The sequence below is a fragment of the Streptomyces sp. GL_148 genome, from assembly GCF_057834205.1.
The window spans coordinates 5,048,197-5,063,406 of the sequence record NZ_CM174396.1 but is presented as its reverse complement, the minus strand read 5'-3'; the positions used below and the strand labels follow the sequence as shown (position 1 = coordinate 5,063,406).

At 70.4% G+C, this 15,210-nt stretch carries 18 protein-coding genes and 1 pseudogene; 4 read left to right on the top strand and 15 right to left on the bottom strand.

Annotated features, from left to right (window positions below; genetic code table 11):
- Positions 1–7 precede the first annotated feature (7 nt).
- The 8 genes from AC3IYI_RS23390 to AC3IYI_RS23355 form a co-directional block, all read right to left on the bottom strand.
- Positions 8–595, bottom strand: coding sequence for a hypothetical protein (locus AC3IYI_RS23390; protein WP_489405607.1), 588 nt, complete (start codon positions 593–595; stop codon positions 8–10).
- A gap of 153 nt (positions 596–748) precedes the next feature.
- Positions 749–2,146, bottom strand: coding sequence for a dicarboxylate/amino acid:cation symporter (locus AC3IYI_RS23385; RefSeq protein ID WP_489405606.1), 1,398 nt, complete (start codon positions 2,144–2,146; stop codon positions 749–751).
- Between the two features lie 121 nt (positions 2,147–2,267).
- Positions 2,268–2,375, bottom strand: a complete 108-nt coding sequence (locus AC3IYI_RS23380; protein WP_323182336.1) for a putative leader peptide — start codon at positions 2,373–2,375, stop codon at positions 2,268–2,270.
- 175 nt (positions 2,376–2,550) lie between these two features.
- Positions 2,551–2,823: a DUF4229 domain-containing protein gene (locus AC3IYI_RS23375; RefSeq protein WP_489411633.1), complete on the bottom strand. Its 273-nt coding sequence runs from the start codon at positions 2,821–2,823 to the stop codon at positions 2,551–2,553.
- Positions 2,824–2,925: 102 nt separating this feature from the next.
- The gene (locus AC3IYI_RS23370) at positions 2,926–4,488 is read right to left on the bottom strand and encodes a hypothetical protein (protein ID WP_489405605.1); all 1,563 of its coding nucleotides are present in this window, start codon (positions 4,486–4,488) and stop codon (positions 2,926–2,928) included.
- A gap of 57 nt (positions 4,489–4,545) precedes the next feature.
- The gene (locus AC3IYI_RS23365; protein WP_489405604.1) at positions 4,546–5,070 is read right to left on the bottom strand and encodes a GNAT family N-acetyltransferase; all 525 of its coding nucleotides are present in this window, start codon (positions 5,068–5,070) and stop codon (positions 4,546–4,548) included.
- A 110-nt stretch (positions 5,071–5,180) separates the two neighbouring features.
- Positions 5,181–6,344, bottom strand: coding sequence for an aminofutalosine synthase MqnE (gene mqnE, locus AC3IYI_RS23360; RefSeq protein ID WP_489405603.1), 1,164 nt, complete (start codon positions 6,342–6,344; stop codon positions 5,181–5,183).
- A gap of 79 nt (positions 6,345–6,423) precedes the next feature.
- Complete coding sequence (locus tag AC3IYI_RS23355; protein WP_489405602.1) at positions 6,424–6,879, bottom strand: Lrp/AsnC family transcriptional regulator; 456 nt, start codon at positions 6,877–6,879, stop codon at positions 6,424–6,426.
- 130 nt (positions 6,880–7,009) lie between these two features.
- Between AC3IYI_RS23355 and AC3IYI_RS23350 the strand changes: the two genes are divergently transcribed.
- On the top strand, positions 7,010–7,144 hold the full coding sequence (locus AC3IYI_RS23350) for a hypothetical protein (protein WP_275431884.1): 135 nt from the start codon (positions 7,010–7,012) through the stop codon (positions 7,142–7,144).
- On the opposite strand, the gene AC3IYI_RS23345 is transcribed toward AC3IYI_RS23350, so the two are convergent.
- On the bottom strand, positions 7,141–7,827 hold the full coding sequence (locus AC3IYI_RS23345; RefSeq protein ID WP_489405601.1) for a UbiX family flavin prenyltransferase: 687 nt from the start codon (positions 7,825–7,827) through the stop codon (positions 7,141–7,143). The genes AC3IYI_RS23350 and AC3IYI_RS23345 overlap by 4 nt on opposite strands.
- 85 nt (positions 7,828–7,912) lie before the next feature.
- Between AC3IYI_RS23345 and AC3IYI_RS23340 the strand changes: the two genes are divergently transcribed.
- Positions 7,913–8,545, top strand: a complete 633-nt coding sequence (locus AC3IYI_RS23340) for a rhomboid family intramembrane serine protease (protein ID WP_489405600.1) — start codon at positions 7,913–7,915, stop codon at positions 8,543–8,545.
- Here the strand turns inward: AC3IYI_RS23340 and AC3IYI_RS23335 are convergent.
- The 4 genes from AC3IYI_RS23335 to AC3IYI_RS23320 all read right to left on the bottom strand — a co-directional run bounded on the left by AC3IYI_RS23335 (position 8,542) and on the right by AC3IYI_RS23320 (position 12,019).
- The gene (locus AC3IYI_RS23335; RefSeq protein WP_489405599.1) at positions 8,542–9,108 is read right to left on the bottom strand and encodes a Uma2 family endonuclease; all 567 of its coding nucleotides are present in this window, start codon (positions 9,106–9,108) and stop codon (positions 8,542–8,544) included. The genes AC3IYI_RS23340 and AC3IYI_RS23335 overlap by 4 nt on opposite strands.
- A gap of 66 nt (positions 9,109–9,174) precedes the next feature.
- Positions 9,175–10,101, bottom strand: coding sequence for a menaquinone biosynthesis prenyltransferase MqnP (gene mqnP / locus AC3IYI_RS23330; RefSeq protein WP_489405598.1), 927 nt, complete (start codon positions 10,099–10,101; stop codon positions 9,175–9,177).
- Complete coding sequence (locus tag AC3IYI_RS23325) at positions 10,098–10,565, bottom strand: hypothetical protein (protein ID WP_489405597.1); 468 nt, start codon at positions 10,563–10,565, stop codon at positions 10,098–10,100. Before AC3IYI_RS23325 ends, mqnP begins: the two co-directional genes overlap by 4 nt.
- A complete protein-coding gene (locus AC3IYI_RS23320; protein WP_243340066.1) occupies positions 10,562–12,019 on the bottom strand; it encodes a menaquinone biosynthesis decarboxylase in 1,458 nt (485 codons plus the stop codon). The genes AC3IYI_RS23325 and AC3IYI_RS23320 overlap by 4 nt, the downstream gene beginning before the upstream one ends.
- Before the next feature lie 117 nt (positions 12,020–12,136).
- Here AC3IYI_RS23320 and AC3IYI_RS23315 point away from each other — a divergent pair, with 117 nt between their 5' ends.
- Entirely contained in the window at positions 12,137–12,436 is a 300-nt protein-coding gene (locus AC3IYI_RS23315) for a PLD nuclease N-terminal domain-containing protein (RefSeq protein WP_489405596.1), read from the top strand.
- A 31-nt stretch (positions 12,437–12,467) separates the two neighbouring features.
- Here the strand turns inward: AC3IYI_RS23315 and AC3IYI_RS23310 are convergent, their stop codons facing one another.
- Entirely contained in the window at positions 12,468–13,379 is a 912-nt protein-coding gene (locus AC3IYI_RS23310) for a LysR family transcriptional regulator (RefSeq protein WP_489405595.1), read from the bottom strand.
- A 148-nt stretch (positions 13,380–13,527) separates the two neighbouring features.
- Between AC3IYI_RS23310 and AC3IYI_RS23305 the strand changes: the two genes are divergently transcribed.
- On the top strand, positions 13,528–14,997 hold the full coding sequence (locus AC3IYI_RS23305) for an MFS transporter (RefSeq protein ID WP_489411632.1): 1,470 nt from the start codon (positions 13,528–13,530) through the stop codon (positions 14,995–14,997).
- A 12-nt stretch (positions 14,998–15,009) separates the two neighbouring features.
- Here the strand turns inward: AC3IYI_RS23305 and AC3IYI_RS23300 are convergent.
- Positions 15,010–15,186, bottom strand: a pseudogene (locus AC3IYI_RS23300) (cupin domain-containing protein); the annotation flags it as partial.
- Between the last annotated feature and the right edge of the window lie 24 nt (positions 15,187–15,210).

Genomic DNA, 15,210 nt, shown 5'->3' with positions numbered 1-15,210 from the left:
CACATCATCACCATCCGAGTTGCTCCTCACTCAGGACTTCGCCGCCGATGCGCGCGGCGAGCTTCTCGGCCCGAGGCAGGTCGCCCCACTTGCCCACGTGGACGAAGACGGTGTGATGTTCGGTCCATCGGCCCCACTGGGCGTCATCGCCGTGGAACACGACCTGGACCCCGTCGTACTTCGCGCTCCCGTACTGGTCCGCCTCTGGATCATCCGGCCACAGACCATGCCAGTCGATGGCGGCCGTGCCCTGGCCGAGAGCCGCTACGAAGCGTTTCTCCGCGCTCCCCCTCGCAACGTCCTCCAGCGTGTACAGCGGCAGGTGCGCTTCCAGTACGACGTCCTCCGTCATCGTCACATCGAGGTCGAACCATCCGGAGTGACCGTTCGAACCAGTACGGATGTCGACGTAGTTGAAGGTCGCCTCGGGCAAGACCGCGGCCATCTTCCGCAGATCCTCGACCGTCTCAAGCTCGGCCATGAGCCCGACCTCGTCCTCGCACTCCGCCAGCAGCGCGCACAGGCGCATGGCCTGCGTGTACGCCGTGGTCGCGTCGGTGGTCCGGAAGACGGGATATGCCCTGGAGTTGCCCATGGACCGAACCGTCACACGCTCTCGCAGGCCTCCGCCAGCCCATTTCGCTGGTCCCGTCGCAGCTCTGCGTACGTCCCCCCGGCCGGGCACACCGCAGCCCCCGCCCGGACGGGGGCGAGGCTGCGGCGAGCGGGTGACACTGCGTCGGGATCGTCAGGCGGTGACGAGCACCTTCGCCGGGTCGGCGTCCGTGGTCTCGGACTCGGCCGGGGACTCGGCCGGGGACTCGGCCGGGGCCGGCTCGTCCAGGAGGGAGGAGGAGGCGGACGCGTAGGCCACCTTGTCCAGGATTCCCTCGCGGGCCGCGACGATGACCGGGACCACCGCTTGACCTGCCACGTTCGTGGCGGTCCTGATCATGTCCAGGATCGGGTCGATCGCCATCAGCAAGCCCACGCCCTCCAGCGGGAGGCCCAGCGTGGAGAGGGTCAGGGTCAGCATGACCGTGGCGCCCGTCAGGCCGGCCGTCGCGGCGGAGCCGACGACCGAGACGAAGGCGATCAGCAGGTAGTCGGTGATGCCGAGCTGCACGTCGAAGATCTGCGCGATGAAGATCGCGGCGAGCGCCGGGTAGATCGCGGCGCAGCCGTCCATCTTCGTGGTCGCGCCGAACGGGACGGCGAAGGAGGCGTACTCCTTCGGGACGCCGAGGCGCTCGGTGACCTTCTGGGTGACCGGCATCGTGCCGACGGAGGAGCGGGAGACGAAGGCCAGCTGGATGGCCGGCCAGGCGCCCTTGAAGAACTGGAGCGGGTTGACCTTGGCGACGGTCCACAGGAGCAGCGGGTAGACGCCGAACATCACGAGCGCGGAGCCGACGTACACGTCCACCGTGAAGGTGGCGTACTTGCCGAGCAGGTCCCAGCCGTACGTGGCGATCGCGGTGCCGATCAGGCCGACGGTGCCGATCGGGGCGAGGCGGATGACCCACCACAGGGCCTTCTGGAGCAGCTCCAGCACGGATTCGGCGAGGTTCAGCACCGGCTGGGCCTTGGCGCCGAGCTGGAGGGCGGCGATGCCGGCGACGGCGGCGAGGAAGACGATCTGCAGGACGTTCAGCTCGGTGAACGGCGTGATGATGTCGGTCGGCACGATGCCGGTCAGGAAGTCCAGCCAGGACCCTTCGCGCTTCGGCAGCTTGCCGTCCTGCGGGGTGAGGCCGGTGCCGGAGCCCGGGTTGGTGAGCAGGCCGATGGCGAGGCCGATGGCCACCGCGATCAGCGACGTGATCATGAACCAGAGCAGGGTGCGGGAGGCGAGCCGCGCGGCGTTGTTCACCTTCCGGAGGTTGGTGATCGACACCAGGATGGCGAAGAAGACGAGCGGGGCGACGGCCAGCTTCAGGAGCTGGACGAATATGTCGCCTATCTGCTCCAGGGTCGTACCGAGCCAGCTGATCTCCTGGCTGCGGGAGACCCAGCCGAGCAGGACGCCGAGCACGAGGCCGGTGACGATCTGGGCCCAGAAGGGGAACGAGAAGGAGGACTTCTTCGCCGGGGCGGGGGCCTCTACGGGGGCCTCGGCGGCAGGGGTCTGCGGTGACGCGGACACGGACACTCTCCGGGTGGGTCTGCGGTTTCTGCGGTGGGGTGGTGGTGCGGTGCGGCAGCACCCGGAAAAGCCAAGAGCCGGGCGGGCGGGACCGCTGCTGTGCCAGGGCTGGTCGCGGGACTCAGCGACAACAGCAACAGGCCGCGGACGCGCGGCGGCAGAGGTCGACGTGCAGGCGCGCCACGAGCGGAACGCTCGGGGTCATCTGGTGCGCGGCTGTCGTCAACATGTTGAACACGCTAACACTTCACCTTTGGGAATCTCAAAGTCTCCCTTTGGGTCAACGGGCGCCGGAAGCGGGCCGCGGACCTCGGCGAAGTCCGGCCAACTCCCCTGAAAACGCCGAAAGCCCCGGCGTCACGGGTGACGAACCCGGAGCCGAGGCATTTCGGTGTGTGATGAAGCTAACTGGCGCGCGCGGCCTCGTCGACCGCGTCGTCCTCCTGGCTGCGGTTCGCGGCGAGCTTGTCCTTCGCGCCCGCGACGCGTCCGGAGATGGCGACGGACATCTCGTCGCGCTGCTTGCGCAGCAGCACGAAGGAGAGCGGCGCGGAGAGCACGAGGGCGAGCAGCACGACCCAGGCGGGGTTGGCGTCACCGAGACCGGAGGGCACCCAGCCCAGCCGGACCAGACCTGCGACGAGGACGAGGCATCCGACGAAGATCCCCAGGCGCATCGCGGTGTATCGGATCGTCGCGCTCGGCTTGAGGGACACGGTGACCCCTTCTCTCTCGTCGTCCTACGGCGGTTTGTGCCCGTCCAGTGAAGCACGCCCGCGCTACGGACAAGGGCGCCGGGGGGCTTCGACGGGCACAAGCCGCAGAGCGGACAGGGGGATCTTGAGGGCTGTCTGACCCCGGGTATCCCACAGAACGACGGTCCCACTCGCGTCCCCGAGCGAGAGGTACGGGCGTGCGGGGTCGAGCGTCCCGCCATCGACCGGCACCTGTTCCAGCGGCCTGACCGGGGAGGCGCAGACCCACTCGGGCTCGATTCCGAAGTAGTGCGTGGGTGTCCGTCCTGCGGCGGCCGCCGCGACTGCTTCCTGCCCGGCGGTCAGCGCCGGCTGGACCGCGAGGCCCAGTACGCCGATTGCCAGGGTGTAGACGCTGACGACGACCGTGGTCGCGTACCCCATCCCCCGGCTGGTGATCATGTGATGGGTATGCCGCATGTACCCGAGCAGCGCGGGCGCGATGAGCCAGATCAGAGTGGATGCCAGCAGCTTCAGAGCGGCGAGAACCTTCATCACCGCGGGAATCTCGACGTCCTCGCTGTGGATGCCGAAAGCATCCAAGTAGAGCGCGGGCAGGGACAGCCCGAGGCCGGGCAACAGGCCTGGTACGAAGCCCAGCAGCGCGGGCAGCAGCCACGGAAGGATCCTGGCCCAGCTCGACTGACGCGCCCAGAGCCAGACCCCTGTACCCACGAGGTAGCCGAACGCGATGCCGACCACGACCACGGCGAATCCGCCACCCTCGTCCGGTGCGGTCATGACGGTGACAGCGCCGAATCCCGCCGCTGCGCAAGCGACCGCGAGCCCGAACCCGATCGCCCTTGCGACCGGGAGCCGCGGGATGGACCACCGCACGATCAGCACTGCCGCACCCACCGCAGCGAGGAAGAAGAGCACTGCGGGCAGCACGAACCACCACGGTCCCGAGTCCCGGATCAGGGCGACCCACGCTCCGCAGACGAGCGCGACAAGCGCGGGGAAGCGCAGCATGGCCAGCCGCCACACGGGCGTGCGCCGCCGCGGTGGCAGATCGGGCTGCGCGACCGAGGTCACGTTCATGGAGTGCCGTACAGACACCTCTGCGGGCGCCGGCACCGCCCCGGGCAGCGGCCGGGTCGACTGGGCCAGGGCCTCGGCCTCGGTGGCGGCCCGTACCTGGCGGCCCGTGTCCCGCGTACCGAGCGTGACGGCGCACCAGGCGAGTACGCGGGCGCGCAGTCGCCCGGTCCACGGCGCCGCTGCAGCGGGATCACCGGGCGGTGGCGGGGGCTGATAGGCGAACCAAAGGGGCAGATCCACTGGGTCGCGGTCGATGCGCTGTACGACCTCGACGACCAGATCCAGCGTCAGGCGGTCGGATACGACCTCCAGGTATTCTCTGGCGGCGTTGGCCGCCCGGATCGCGGAACCGGGGAACCTGACCTCAAGGGTGTAGCGGCAGCTGCCCTCAGTCGACGGCGCGACTGCGGGTGACTCACCCCGGTCCAGCACCTTCCAGTCGCGCGCCTGAACCTCGCCCTCGAAAAGCTCGAAGTCGGTCGACGTCCCGGTCAGTTGCACCACCGCCACAGCACGTTGGTCCCAGCGCCGCGCTACTTCCGTCACTCCCACAGCCTTGCCCCTTGCCCCGGTCCGTTGCCACGCAGTGGCGAACCGTACCCATCAGCTCAGCGGCAGGAGCATCGTGATGTCGTCGCGGTCGCCGTCCAGGGCCACGCGGATGGCGCCTGGGACGCGGCCGACCTCCTTGTATCCGCAGGCGGCGTAGAAGTGCTCCAGGCCCAGCCCGCCCCGGCAGCCGAGGCGGATCGCCTCGATGCCCTCCATCGTGCGGGCGGCGTCCGCGAGGGCGTCCATCAGCGCCCGGCCGGCGCCGCGGCCCTGGAGGGCGGGGTCGACCATGACGGTGAAGGCCCAGACCCAGTGCTTCTGCAGCCGGTGCTGGTTGGGGGCGATGACGGCGGTGGCGCGCACCCGCCCGGTGGCGTCGCGCCCGACGAGCAGGCGGCTGCGGCCCTCGGCTGCCGCGGCGAGGTGTTTGTCCAGCTCGGGGCGGATGTCCTCGATGACGACGGGCGGTACGAAGCCCACTGCTCCGCCGGCGTTGGACACGTCGGTCCAGAGCGCGGCGAAGTCTTCGGCCAGGGCGGGGTCGACGACCGGATCGAAGGTAAAGGTAAGGGCCATGGGGCTAGATTAGCTATTACGAGGCGCGGTGCGCAAAGGGCCCCGGCCCCCTGAGAGGAGGACCGGGGCCCAAGGCGTCAAGGCATCAAGACACCAGGGAGCAACGGGCGTCAGACCCGCATCGCCTGCGGCGTCTCGCGGAGCTCCGCGTCCGGGCCGGGGTACTCGCGGATGATCTCGTAGCGCGTGTTGCGCTCGACCGGGCGGAAGCCCGCCTCGCGGATCAGTTCCAGCAGGTCCTCGCGGCCCAGCTTGTTCGGGGTGCCGTAGTTGTCCGCGTCGTGCGTGATCTTGTACTCGACGACCGAGCCGTCCATGTCGTCCGCGCCGTGCTGCAGGGCGAGCTGCGCCGTCTGCACGCCGTGCATCACCCAGAAGACCTTCACGTGCGGGACGTTGTCGAAGAGCAGGCGGGAGACCGCGAAGGTCTTCAGCGCCTCGGCGCCCGTCGCCATCGTCGTACGCGCCTGGAGCTTGTTGCGTACCTTGCCGTCCTTCATGTCCACGAAGTCGTGCTGGTAGCGCAGCGGGATGAAGACCTGGAAACCGCCGGTCTCGTCCTGCAGTTCGCGCAGCCGGAGCACGTGGTCCACGCGGTGGCGCGGCTCCTCGATGTGCCCGTAGAGCATCGTCGCCGGGGTCTTGAGGCCCTTGGAGTGCGCGAGGCGGTGGATGCGCGACCAGTCTTCCCAGTGGGTGCGGTGGTCGACGATGTGCTGGCGGACCTCCCAGTCGAAGATCTCCGCACCGCCGCCGGTGAGGGACTCCAGACCGGCCTCGATCAGCTCGTCCAGGATGTCGGAGGCCGACATGCCGGAGATCGTCTCGAAGTGGTGGATCTCGGTCGCCGTGAACGCCTTCAGCGAGACGTTCGGCAGCGCCTCCTTCAGCGCGGAGAGCGAGCGCGGGTAGTACCGCCACGGCAGGCTGGGGTGCAGGCCGTTGACGATGTGCAGCTCGGTGAGGTTCTCGTTCTCCATGGTCTTGGCCAGGCGGACGGCTTCCTCGATGCGCATCGTGTACGCGTCCTTCTCGCCCGGCTTGCGCTGGAACGAGCAGTACGCGCACGAGGCCGTGCACACGTTCGTCATGTTGAGGTGGCGGTTGACGTTGAAGTGGACGACGTCGCCGTTCTTGCGCATGCGCACCTCGTGGGCGAGGCCGCCGAGCCAGGCCAGGTCGTCCGACTCGTAGAGGGCGATGCCGTCCTCACGGGTCAGCCGCTCGCCGGAGCGAACCTTGTCCTCCAGCTCACGCTTGAGCCCAGCGTCCATGCCGGTCCTCTCCATCTGTCCTCGAATCCGCGCGGTACGTGTGCCCCACAACCGCGCCCCAACCGTACTCTCAGCGCGCTCAGGCCTCCTCGGGCAGGCCCCCGACCCGGTTCTCCCACTTGGTGGAGAGCACGATCGTCGTACGGGTGCGCGAGACCCCCTTGGTGCCGGAGAGCTTGCGGATGATCTTCTCCAGCCCGTCCACGTCGCCGACCCGGACCTTGAGCATGTACGAGTCGTCGCCGGCGATGAACCAGCAGTCCTCGATCTCCGTGAGGTCGCGCAGCCGGCGGGCCACGTCCTCGTGGTCCGCCGCGTCGGACAGCGAGATGCCGATCAGCGCCGTGACGCCGAGGCCGAGCGAGGCCGCGTCCACGGTCGCGCGGTAGCCGGTGATGACTCCGGCGCTCTCCAGCCGGTTGATCCGGTCGGTGACGCTGGGGCCGGAGAGGCCCACGAGCCGGCCCAGCTCGGCGTACGAGGCACGTCCGTTCTCACGAAGTGCCTGGATGAGCTGCCTGTCCACCGCGTCCATATACCTGAAGCCTTCCATTATTCGGCGATCCCTCAAGTTTACGTATAGAATCCAAGGCACACAGGGTCGACACCCTGTGAATCTTTCAACAGATCAAAGATGATCTGACAATCTTCAGGAGTGGTTCACCGTGTACACGATCGAGATGGCCTACGCGCACATGCGACAGCTCCAGGAGCTGGCCAACCGATCCCGCACCGACCAGCCCGCCGCCGCACACCGCGTCGACAAGACCCGTAAGCCGGGGCGCGCCAAGAAGCGCTAAGCGCCACCGCTTGCCTCCCGGGGACGGGAGCTTCCGAGCTCCCCTTCCCACCGGCGGTACAGCCCGTGCGGCACCCCTGCCGCGTCGAGCACCCGCCCCGCGACGAAGTCCACCAGATCCTGGATGTGCGTCGCACCCGCGTAGAACGCCGGAGAGGCGGGCAGCACCACTGCGCCCGCCTCGTCCAGGCTCACCAGATGCTTCAGCGTCTGCCCGCTCAGCGGGGTCTCCCGTACCGTCACCACCAGCCGGCGCCGCTCCTTGAGCGTCACGCTCGCGACCCGCTGGAGCAGGTCCTTCGACAGCCCGAGCGCCACCCCGGCCACGCAGGCCGTGGACGCGGGCACGATCAGCATCCCCTTCACCGGGTACGAGCCGCTGCTCGGGCCGGCCGCCAGGTCCCCGGCCGCCCAGTGACGTACGCCGTCCAGGTCCGGGCGCGCGAAGGTACCGGGCTTGCCGTCGGCCCCCCGCTCCAGCCACTCCCCCAGGTCGCCTTGCCAGTGCGCGTCGCGGAAGGCGATCCCGGTCTCGTCCAGCAGGGTCAGCCTGGACGCCCGGCTCACCACCAGGTCCACACTCTCGCCGCCCGCCAGCAGCCCACGGATCACCGCGGCCGCGTACGGCGTCCCGGACGCCCCGGAAACCCCGACCACCCACGGGGTGCGCTTGCCCTCAGTCATACCTCCGAGACTATCCGGCCACCGACGGGGGGCACTGACTAAGGTGTCCGCACGTTCAAGGGGTGGACACGGCGGAGGGATCGTCATGAGCGCAAGCGCAAGCGGAAGCAGTACACACCCGGGCGGTACGGGATCCTTCGCCTGGAGCCGGACCGGCCGGGCGGTGGCCGCCGCGAAGCTGATGCTGGGCTGGGTGGCGCTGCTGTGGCTGATCGAGGCCGTCGATTACGCCACCGGCCACGCACTCGACTCCTACGGGATCACTGCGCGGGAGGCCGACGGGCTGAGCGGGATCCCCCTGGCGCCCTTCCTGCACTTCGGCTTCGACCACGTGGCCTCCAACAGCGTCCCGCTGCTGGTCCTCGGCTTCGTCACCGCGCTGAGCGGGATAGCCCGCTTCCTGGCCGTCTCCGCCGCCATCATCGTCGCCGACGGCTTCGCCGTCTGGCTGATCTCCCCGCCCCACAGCATCACGGCGGGCGCCTCCGGCCTGATCTTCGGCCTCTTCGGCTACCTGCTGGTCCGCGGCTTCGTGGAACGCAGCCCCCTGGGCGTGGCGGTCGCCGTCGTCATCGCCGCCGTCTGGGGCACGACCTTCCTGGCCGGAGCCCTCCCGACGGACTCGGTGGTCAGCTGGCAGGCCCACCTCTTCGGCCTCCTGGCCGGCGCAGCGGTCGCACTGGCCGCGCGGCCGCGACCGGAGGTGGCGGCGCTCTAGGCTGCGGAGCCGGGGTCCACGGGGAGCTCGGCCGTCTCCACGGAGACCTTCCCGATCCCGGTCTCCACGGTGACCGTCCCCCCGTACGGGATCACGTCGCGGCCCAGGTAGCCGTCGGGCCCGGGGTTCCAAAGGGTCGTACACCGCGCCTTGTACGGGTCGAAGATCAGGTAGTGCGGGATGCCACGGCGGGCGTACGCCCGGTCCTTGACCTCGTAGTCGTTGCGCACACTGCTCGGGGAGACGACCTCGATGACGAGCTCGATCAGGTCGGGTGGATAGGCGATGAGGTTCCTGTCCGCCTCAGCCCGCGGAATGACGGCGAGGTCGGGGCAGAACTCGTTGTCACCGTCGAAGGGGACGGCCACGTCGCTGAGGAAGCCCCACTGGTCAGCCAGCTGCGCTGCGAGTGTGTTCCACAGTCTGTGGACCGTGGCATTGTCGGTCGGCCTCAGCGGCGTCAGCACGACGGCCCCCTCGACGATCTCCGTCCGGTGGCCGGGAAACATGTCCTCGAACCGGCTGAGCCGCGAGCGCGAGCGGTCGTTCTGCGGCCTGGTCATGGCCGGAGGCTAGCGCCTCCTACGCCTGTCGATCCGCCGGATCGGGCGTACGGCCACCCGTCCGGGTTACAGCGACAGCCCCCGCGTCACCAGGTCCAGCAGCGCGCACGCGAAGAGCGCCATGCCGATGAAACCGTTCACCGTGAAGAAGGCGCGGTTCAGGCGGGACAGGTCGTGGGGCGTGACGATGGTGTGCTCGTAGACGAAGGCGGCCACGACGATCAGCAGGCCGAGCCAGAACGGCCAGCCCGCGTCCGTCGCCACCGCGTAAAAGGCCAGCAGGCCGGTGGTGACCACGTGCGCGCCGCGCGCGCCCCACAGGGCGGCCGGGATGCCGAAGCGGGCCGGGACGGACTTGACGCCCTCCGCGCGGTCCGCGGCCACGTCCTGGCAGGCGAAGATCAGGTCGAAGCCGCCGATCCACACGCCCACGGCGAGGCCGAGGATCACCGCGTCCCAGGACCACTCGCCGGTGATCGCGATCCAGGCGCCGACCGGGCCCATCGCCTGGGCGAGGCCGAGGATGGCGTGCGGGAAGTTCGTGAACCGCTTCCCGTACGGGTACACCACCATCGGCACGACGGCGATCGGCGCCAGCATCAGGCAGAGCGGGTTCAGCAGCGCCGCCGACCCGAGGAACACCGCGAGGGCGATCCCGGCCCCGGTCCAGGCGGAGCGGACCGAGACGGCGCCCGTCACCAGCTCGCGCCCGGCGGTCCGCGGGTTCCGCGCGTCGATCTCCCGGTCGATGATCCGGTTGGCGGCCATCGCGAAGGTGCGCAGCCCCACCATGCAGACGGTGACGAGCAGCAGCTTGCCCCAGTGCATCCGCTCGTCGAGCGTGTACATGGCGGTCAGCGCGGCGATGTAGGCGAAGGGCAGCGCGAAGACCGAGTGCTCGATCATCACGAGCCGCAGGAACGCCTTGACCTTGCCGACCGGCTGCGGCGCCGGGCCGGACGAGCCGAGCAGTTCGTCGGCGGTCGTCATCATGCGAGGCTTCTCCGGAAGTCTTCGAGGTCGGCCAGCAGGTCCGCCGTGGGGAGCGTGCCGAGCTCCAGGGTCCACGGGCCCGCGTCGTGCCCCTCGGGCGGGGTGACGTGGGCGGTCAGCTGCCAGGTGGTGGGAGACGGGCGCGCCTCCAGGCGCAGGAAGTTCCCGGCCTCCGCGCTGAACGGCTCGCCCGCGACCAGGGCCCGCTGGAGCTGCTCCGCGAAGTCGTCCGCCTCGATGTCCCGCGCGCCGGGCAGCTCGAAGCCGTCGCCCTCGCCGTCCTCGTCGAGCATCAGCGCCCAGACGTTGCCGGGGCCCGCGAACTCCTCGGGCGAGACGCCCGCCTGCTCGGCGGCCTCGCGGACGCCGGGGTCGGCCGGGTCGAGTTCCGGGCGCACCAGGGCCACGTAGACCGTGTCGGTCCCGATGAAGAGGGCGGGGCCACCCGTCTCGATGTCGCTCACAGTCCGTATTCCTTCCAGCGGCTGTCCACCAGGGCGGCGGTCGCCGGGTCGGACTCGACCATGTCAGGCCAGCCGCCGTCCCGCGTGTAACCCTCCGTCGGCAGCTTCTTCGTGGCGTCGATGCCCGCCTTGCCTCCCCAGAACTGCTGGTAGGAGGCATGGTCCAGGTGGTCCACCGGGCCCTCCACGACGGTGAGGTCGCGGGCGTAGTCCGTATTGCCGAGCGCCCGCCAGGAGACCTCGTGGAGGTCGTGGACGTCGCAGTCCTTGTCCACCACGATGATCAGCTTGGTCAGCGACATCATGTGCGCGCCCCAGATGGCGTGCATGACCTTCTGCGCGTGCTTCGGGTACTTCTTGTCGATCGAGACGATCGCGCAGTTGTGGAAGCCGCCCGATTCGGGGAGGTGGTAGTCCACGATGTCCGGGACGATGATCTTGAGGAGCGGGAGGAAGAAACGCTCCGTCGCACGGCCCAGCGGGCCGTCCTCCGTCGGCGGCCGGCCGACGACGATCGACTGGATCAGCGGACGCTTGCGCATCGTCACGCAGTCGATCGTCAGCGCCGGGAACGGCTCCTGCGGGGTGTAGAAGCCGGTGTGGTCGCCGAAGGGGCCCTCCGGGAGCGTCTCCCCCGGCTCCAGCCAGCCCTCGATGACCACCTCGGCGTTGGCCGGGACCTGGAGCGGGACCGTCTTGCAGTCCACCATCTCGATCCGCTTGCCCGCCACGAACCCGGCGAAGAGGTACTCGTCGATGTCGCCCGGCAGCGGCGCGGTGGACGCGTACGTCACGGCCGGCGGGCAGCCGAAGGCGATCGCGACCGGCAGCCGCTCACCGCGCGCCGCGGCCACCGCGTAGTGGTTGCGGCTGTCCTTGTGGATCTGCCAGTGCATGCCGATGGTGCGCTTGTCGTGGCGCTGGAGGCGGTACAGGCCGAGGTTGCGCACGCCCGTCTCCGGGTGCTTCGTGTGCGTGAGCCCGAGGTTGAAGAAGGACCCGCCGTCCTTGGGCCAGGTGAAGAGGGCCGGCAGCTGGTCCAGGTCCACGTCGTCGCCGGTGAGGACGACCTCCTGGACGGGCGCGGAATCGCCCTTCACCTTCTTCGGCGGCACGTGCACCATCGAGCCGAGCTTGCCGAAGGCCTCGCGGACGCCGATGAAGCCCTGGGGCAGCTCCGGCTTGAGCAGGCCGCCGATCTTCTCGCTGATCTCGGCGTACGACTTCAGCCCGAGGGCCTTCAGCAGGCGCCGGTCGGTGCCGAAGACGTTCATGGCCAGCGGCATCGCCGAGCCCTTGACGTTCTCGAAGAGCAGCGCGGGTCCGCCCGCCTTGTTCACTCTGTCGACGATCTCCCCGACCTCTAGGTACGGGTCCACTTCGGCCTTGATGCGCTTGAGGTCGCCCTCCCGCTCGAGAGCCCGGAGCAGCGAGCGGAGATCGTCGTAAGCCATGCGGGCAATTGTGACATCCCCGCTCAGAGCCCGAAGCGCGGCGGGGCATCTACCCTGGAAGAGTCCACGGCGGGCCTGCCCGGTCCGCACCGTTCTTCTGGGGGTCGGTCCCACACCGTGCTGCGCTATCTGCCGTTCCTGCTGATCATCGCGCTGACCATCTACACCTTCATCGACTGCCTGAACACGCCGGAAGAAGAGGTCAAGCACCTACCGAAGGTCGTCTGGGTCCTGATCATCCTGCTCTTCTCGATCGTCGGTCCGGTGGTGTGGCTCTTCGCGGGCAAGAAGCGGGTGCCCGGCGGCGGCGGCCGGTCCCGCCCGGGCCGTCGCACGTGGGTGGCGCCCGACGACAACCCGGAGTTCCTGAAGTCCCTGCGCGAGGAGCAGGACGAGAGGGACAAGGACAAGGAGTAGGGCCGGGGCTGGGGCCTACGAGGCTCCGGTCCTACGGGGCTCCGGTCCCCGTCCGGGCCACCGCTCGCTGCGCCGCCTGCGCGAAGGCCCGTACGGCGCCGGTGTCCTCTCCCGCGCGCCAGACCAGCCCGTACCCGACCGGCTCGGCGTCGGCCACCGGAACGTGGGTGACGCCGGGGCGTGCGTGGTAGGCCGCCGCGTGCGCCGAGGTCAGCAGGGCGCCCCGGCCCGCCGCGACCAGCATCAGCGCCTCCTGCAGGTTCGTCACCTCCGGGCCGCGCCGGATCGGCCGCCCGCCCGGGGTGCGCGCCGGGGCCTGGTGTTCGCGCAGGTACGCGGGCAGGTCCCCGGCCACGGCCAGCAGCGCGACCCCCGCAAGCTCCTCCAGCGTCACGGAGTCCCGCGCGGCCAGCGGATGCCCGGCGGCCACCGCCAGCGCCCGCGCCTCGGTGAACAGCGTCGGCCCCTCCCCCAGATCGGGTTCGCGGACCGGGAACTCGGCGAAGGCCACGTCGAAGGCCCCGCCGCGCAGTTGCCCGTACGGGTCGGAGAGCGGCACCTCGCACACCTCGACGGTGATGCCGGGGTGCGTGGTGCGCAGGGCCTGCGCGGCGCGCAGGACGAGTTCGCCCGCGGGCGGGGTGGTGAAGCCGACGTGGAGCACGCCGTCGGCCGACCGGGCCGTCGCCGCGGCCCGGTCCAGGGCGGCGGCGATGCCGCGGTGGTGCGGTTCCAGGTCGGCGCGGAGCTGGGCGCCGAGCGAGGTGAGGGCGACGCTGCGGCTCGTGCGCAGGAAGAGCCGGGCGCCGACGCGCCGCTCGAGGCGCTGCACGAGCTGGCTGACGCGGGCCCGGGAGAGCAGCATGCGCTCGGCGGTGCGGCCGAAGTGCAGCTCCTCGGCCAGGATCAGGAAGCAGTCCAGCTCATCGCGATCGGTAAGCACAGCTGAACGAACGTTGAGATCTTCGCCGTTGTTCCCCTACGGGCGGCGGGCGAGGGTGGTTGAGCCGGCAACTTCCCGCTCTTCCCTTCCCTCGATCCTGCGAGGTCTCTCCGTGGTCTCCATCGATTCCGTCGATTCCGTCGATTCCATCCGCGGGCGCCGGCTCGGCGTCCTGCTCGTCCTGTGCGGCGCCATCTTCCTCGAAGGCATCGACGTCGCGATGCTGAACGTGGCCCTGCCGTCCATCCGCGCCGACCTCGGCCTCGAAACCGGCGCGCTCCAGTGGGTGATGAGCGCCTACGTGCTCGGCTACGGCGGCTTCATGCTGCTCGGCGGCCGCGCGGCCGACCTCTTCGGACGCCGCCGGATGTTCATCGGCTGGCTGGCGGTCTTCCTGGTCTTCTCCGGGCTCGGCGGGCTCGCCACCGAGGGCTGGCAGCTGATCGCCGCCCGCTTCGTGACCGGGGTCGCCGCCGCCTTCATGACCCCGGCGGGCCTCTCCATCATCACCACCGGCTTCGACGAGGGGCCCCAGCGGGAGAAGGCGCTGCTCGTGTACTCGGGCACGGCGGCGGCCGGGTTCTCGGTCGGGCTGGTCGCGGGCGGGCTGCTCGCCTCGGTCGGCTGGCGCTGGGTGTTCTTCGCTCCCGTGGCGCTGGCCGCGCTGATCCTGGCGGGCGCGCTGGCCTTCGTACCGCAGGCCCCGAAGGCACCCTCGGCCGGGCGCCGGGACCGGGGCCGGGACCGGGGCCGGATCGACGTGTGGGGCGGGGTGCTGGTGACCGCGGGCGTCGTCCTGCTCGTCCTCGGCGTCGAGGAGCTCGCGGCGCTGCCCGCGGTGGCGGGGCTGGCGCTGCTCGGAGCCTTCGCCCTCGTCGAGCGGCGCACGGCCGAGCCCCTGGTCCGGCTCGGGATCCTGCGCTCGCCCGGGCTGCTGCGGGCCAACGCGGCGGCGCTGCTGTTCTCGGCGGCGTTCTTCGGCTTCCAGTTCCTGGTGGTGCTCTACCTCCAGGAGGTGCGCGGCTGGTCCCTCCTGCAGACGAGCCTGGCGATGCTGGTGATCGGGATCGACGCGGTCCTCTCGCCGACCGTGGTGCCGAAGCTGGTGGCGCGGTACGGGAGCGGCCGGCTGATCTCCGGCGGCCTGCTGCTGGCGGCGCTGGCGTACGGGCTGTTCCTGCCGCTGGGAGCCGACTGGTCCTACCTGACGATGCTGCCGAGCCTGATCCTGCTCGGGACGGCCTTCGCCCTGGTCTACGGGCCGCTGACCATCGTCGCCACCGAGGGGGTCGCGGAGGAGGAGCAGGGCCTGGCGGGCGGGCTGCTGTACACGGCGTTCCAGTTCGGCGCGGCGCTCGGCCTGGCCGGTGTGACGGGGGTGGCGGCCGGCGCCGCCGAGCCCCTGGACGGGTACCGGGCGGCGCTGCTCGTCCCCTTCGCGGCCGTACTGGTGGCCGCGGCCGTCAGCCTGCCGGGGCTCCGGCGGGGCTCACACCGCCCAGGGCAGGGGGCGGCTGCCCTCGGTGCCGGGGACGGAGACGAGGCCGTCGGCGCGCATGGCGACGAACACCTCGGTGTCCGCCAGGGCGTGGACGTGGCGCAGGACGTCCGGGGGTAGCACCACGGCTTCGCCCGCGGCGACCTTCTCGGTGCGGCCGCCGCAGGTGACGTCCAGGGCGCCGACGGTGACCGTCCAGACCTGCTCGCGGCTGACGGAGTGCTCGGGGCCGGTGATTCCGGCGGGGATGGCGGCGTGCCAGGTGCTCAGCTCGGCGCTGCCCCGGCTGGGGGAGGCGAAGCCGGTCATGGTCGCGTTCGGGGTGGTGATGAC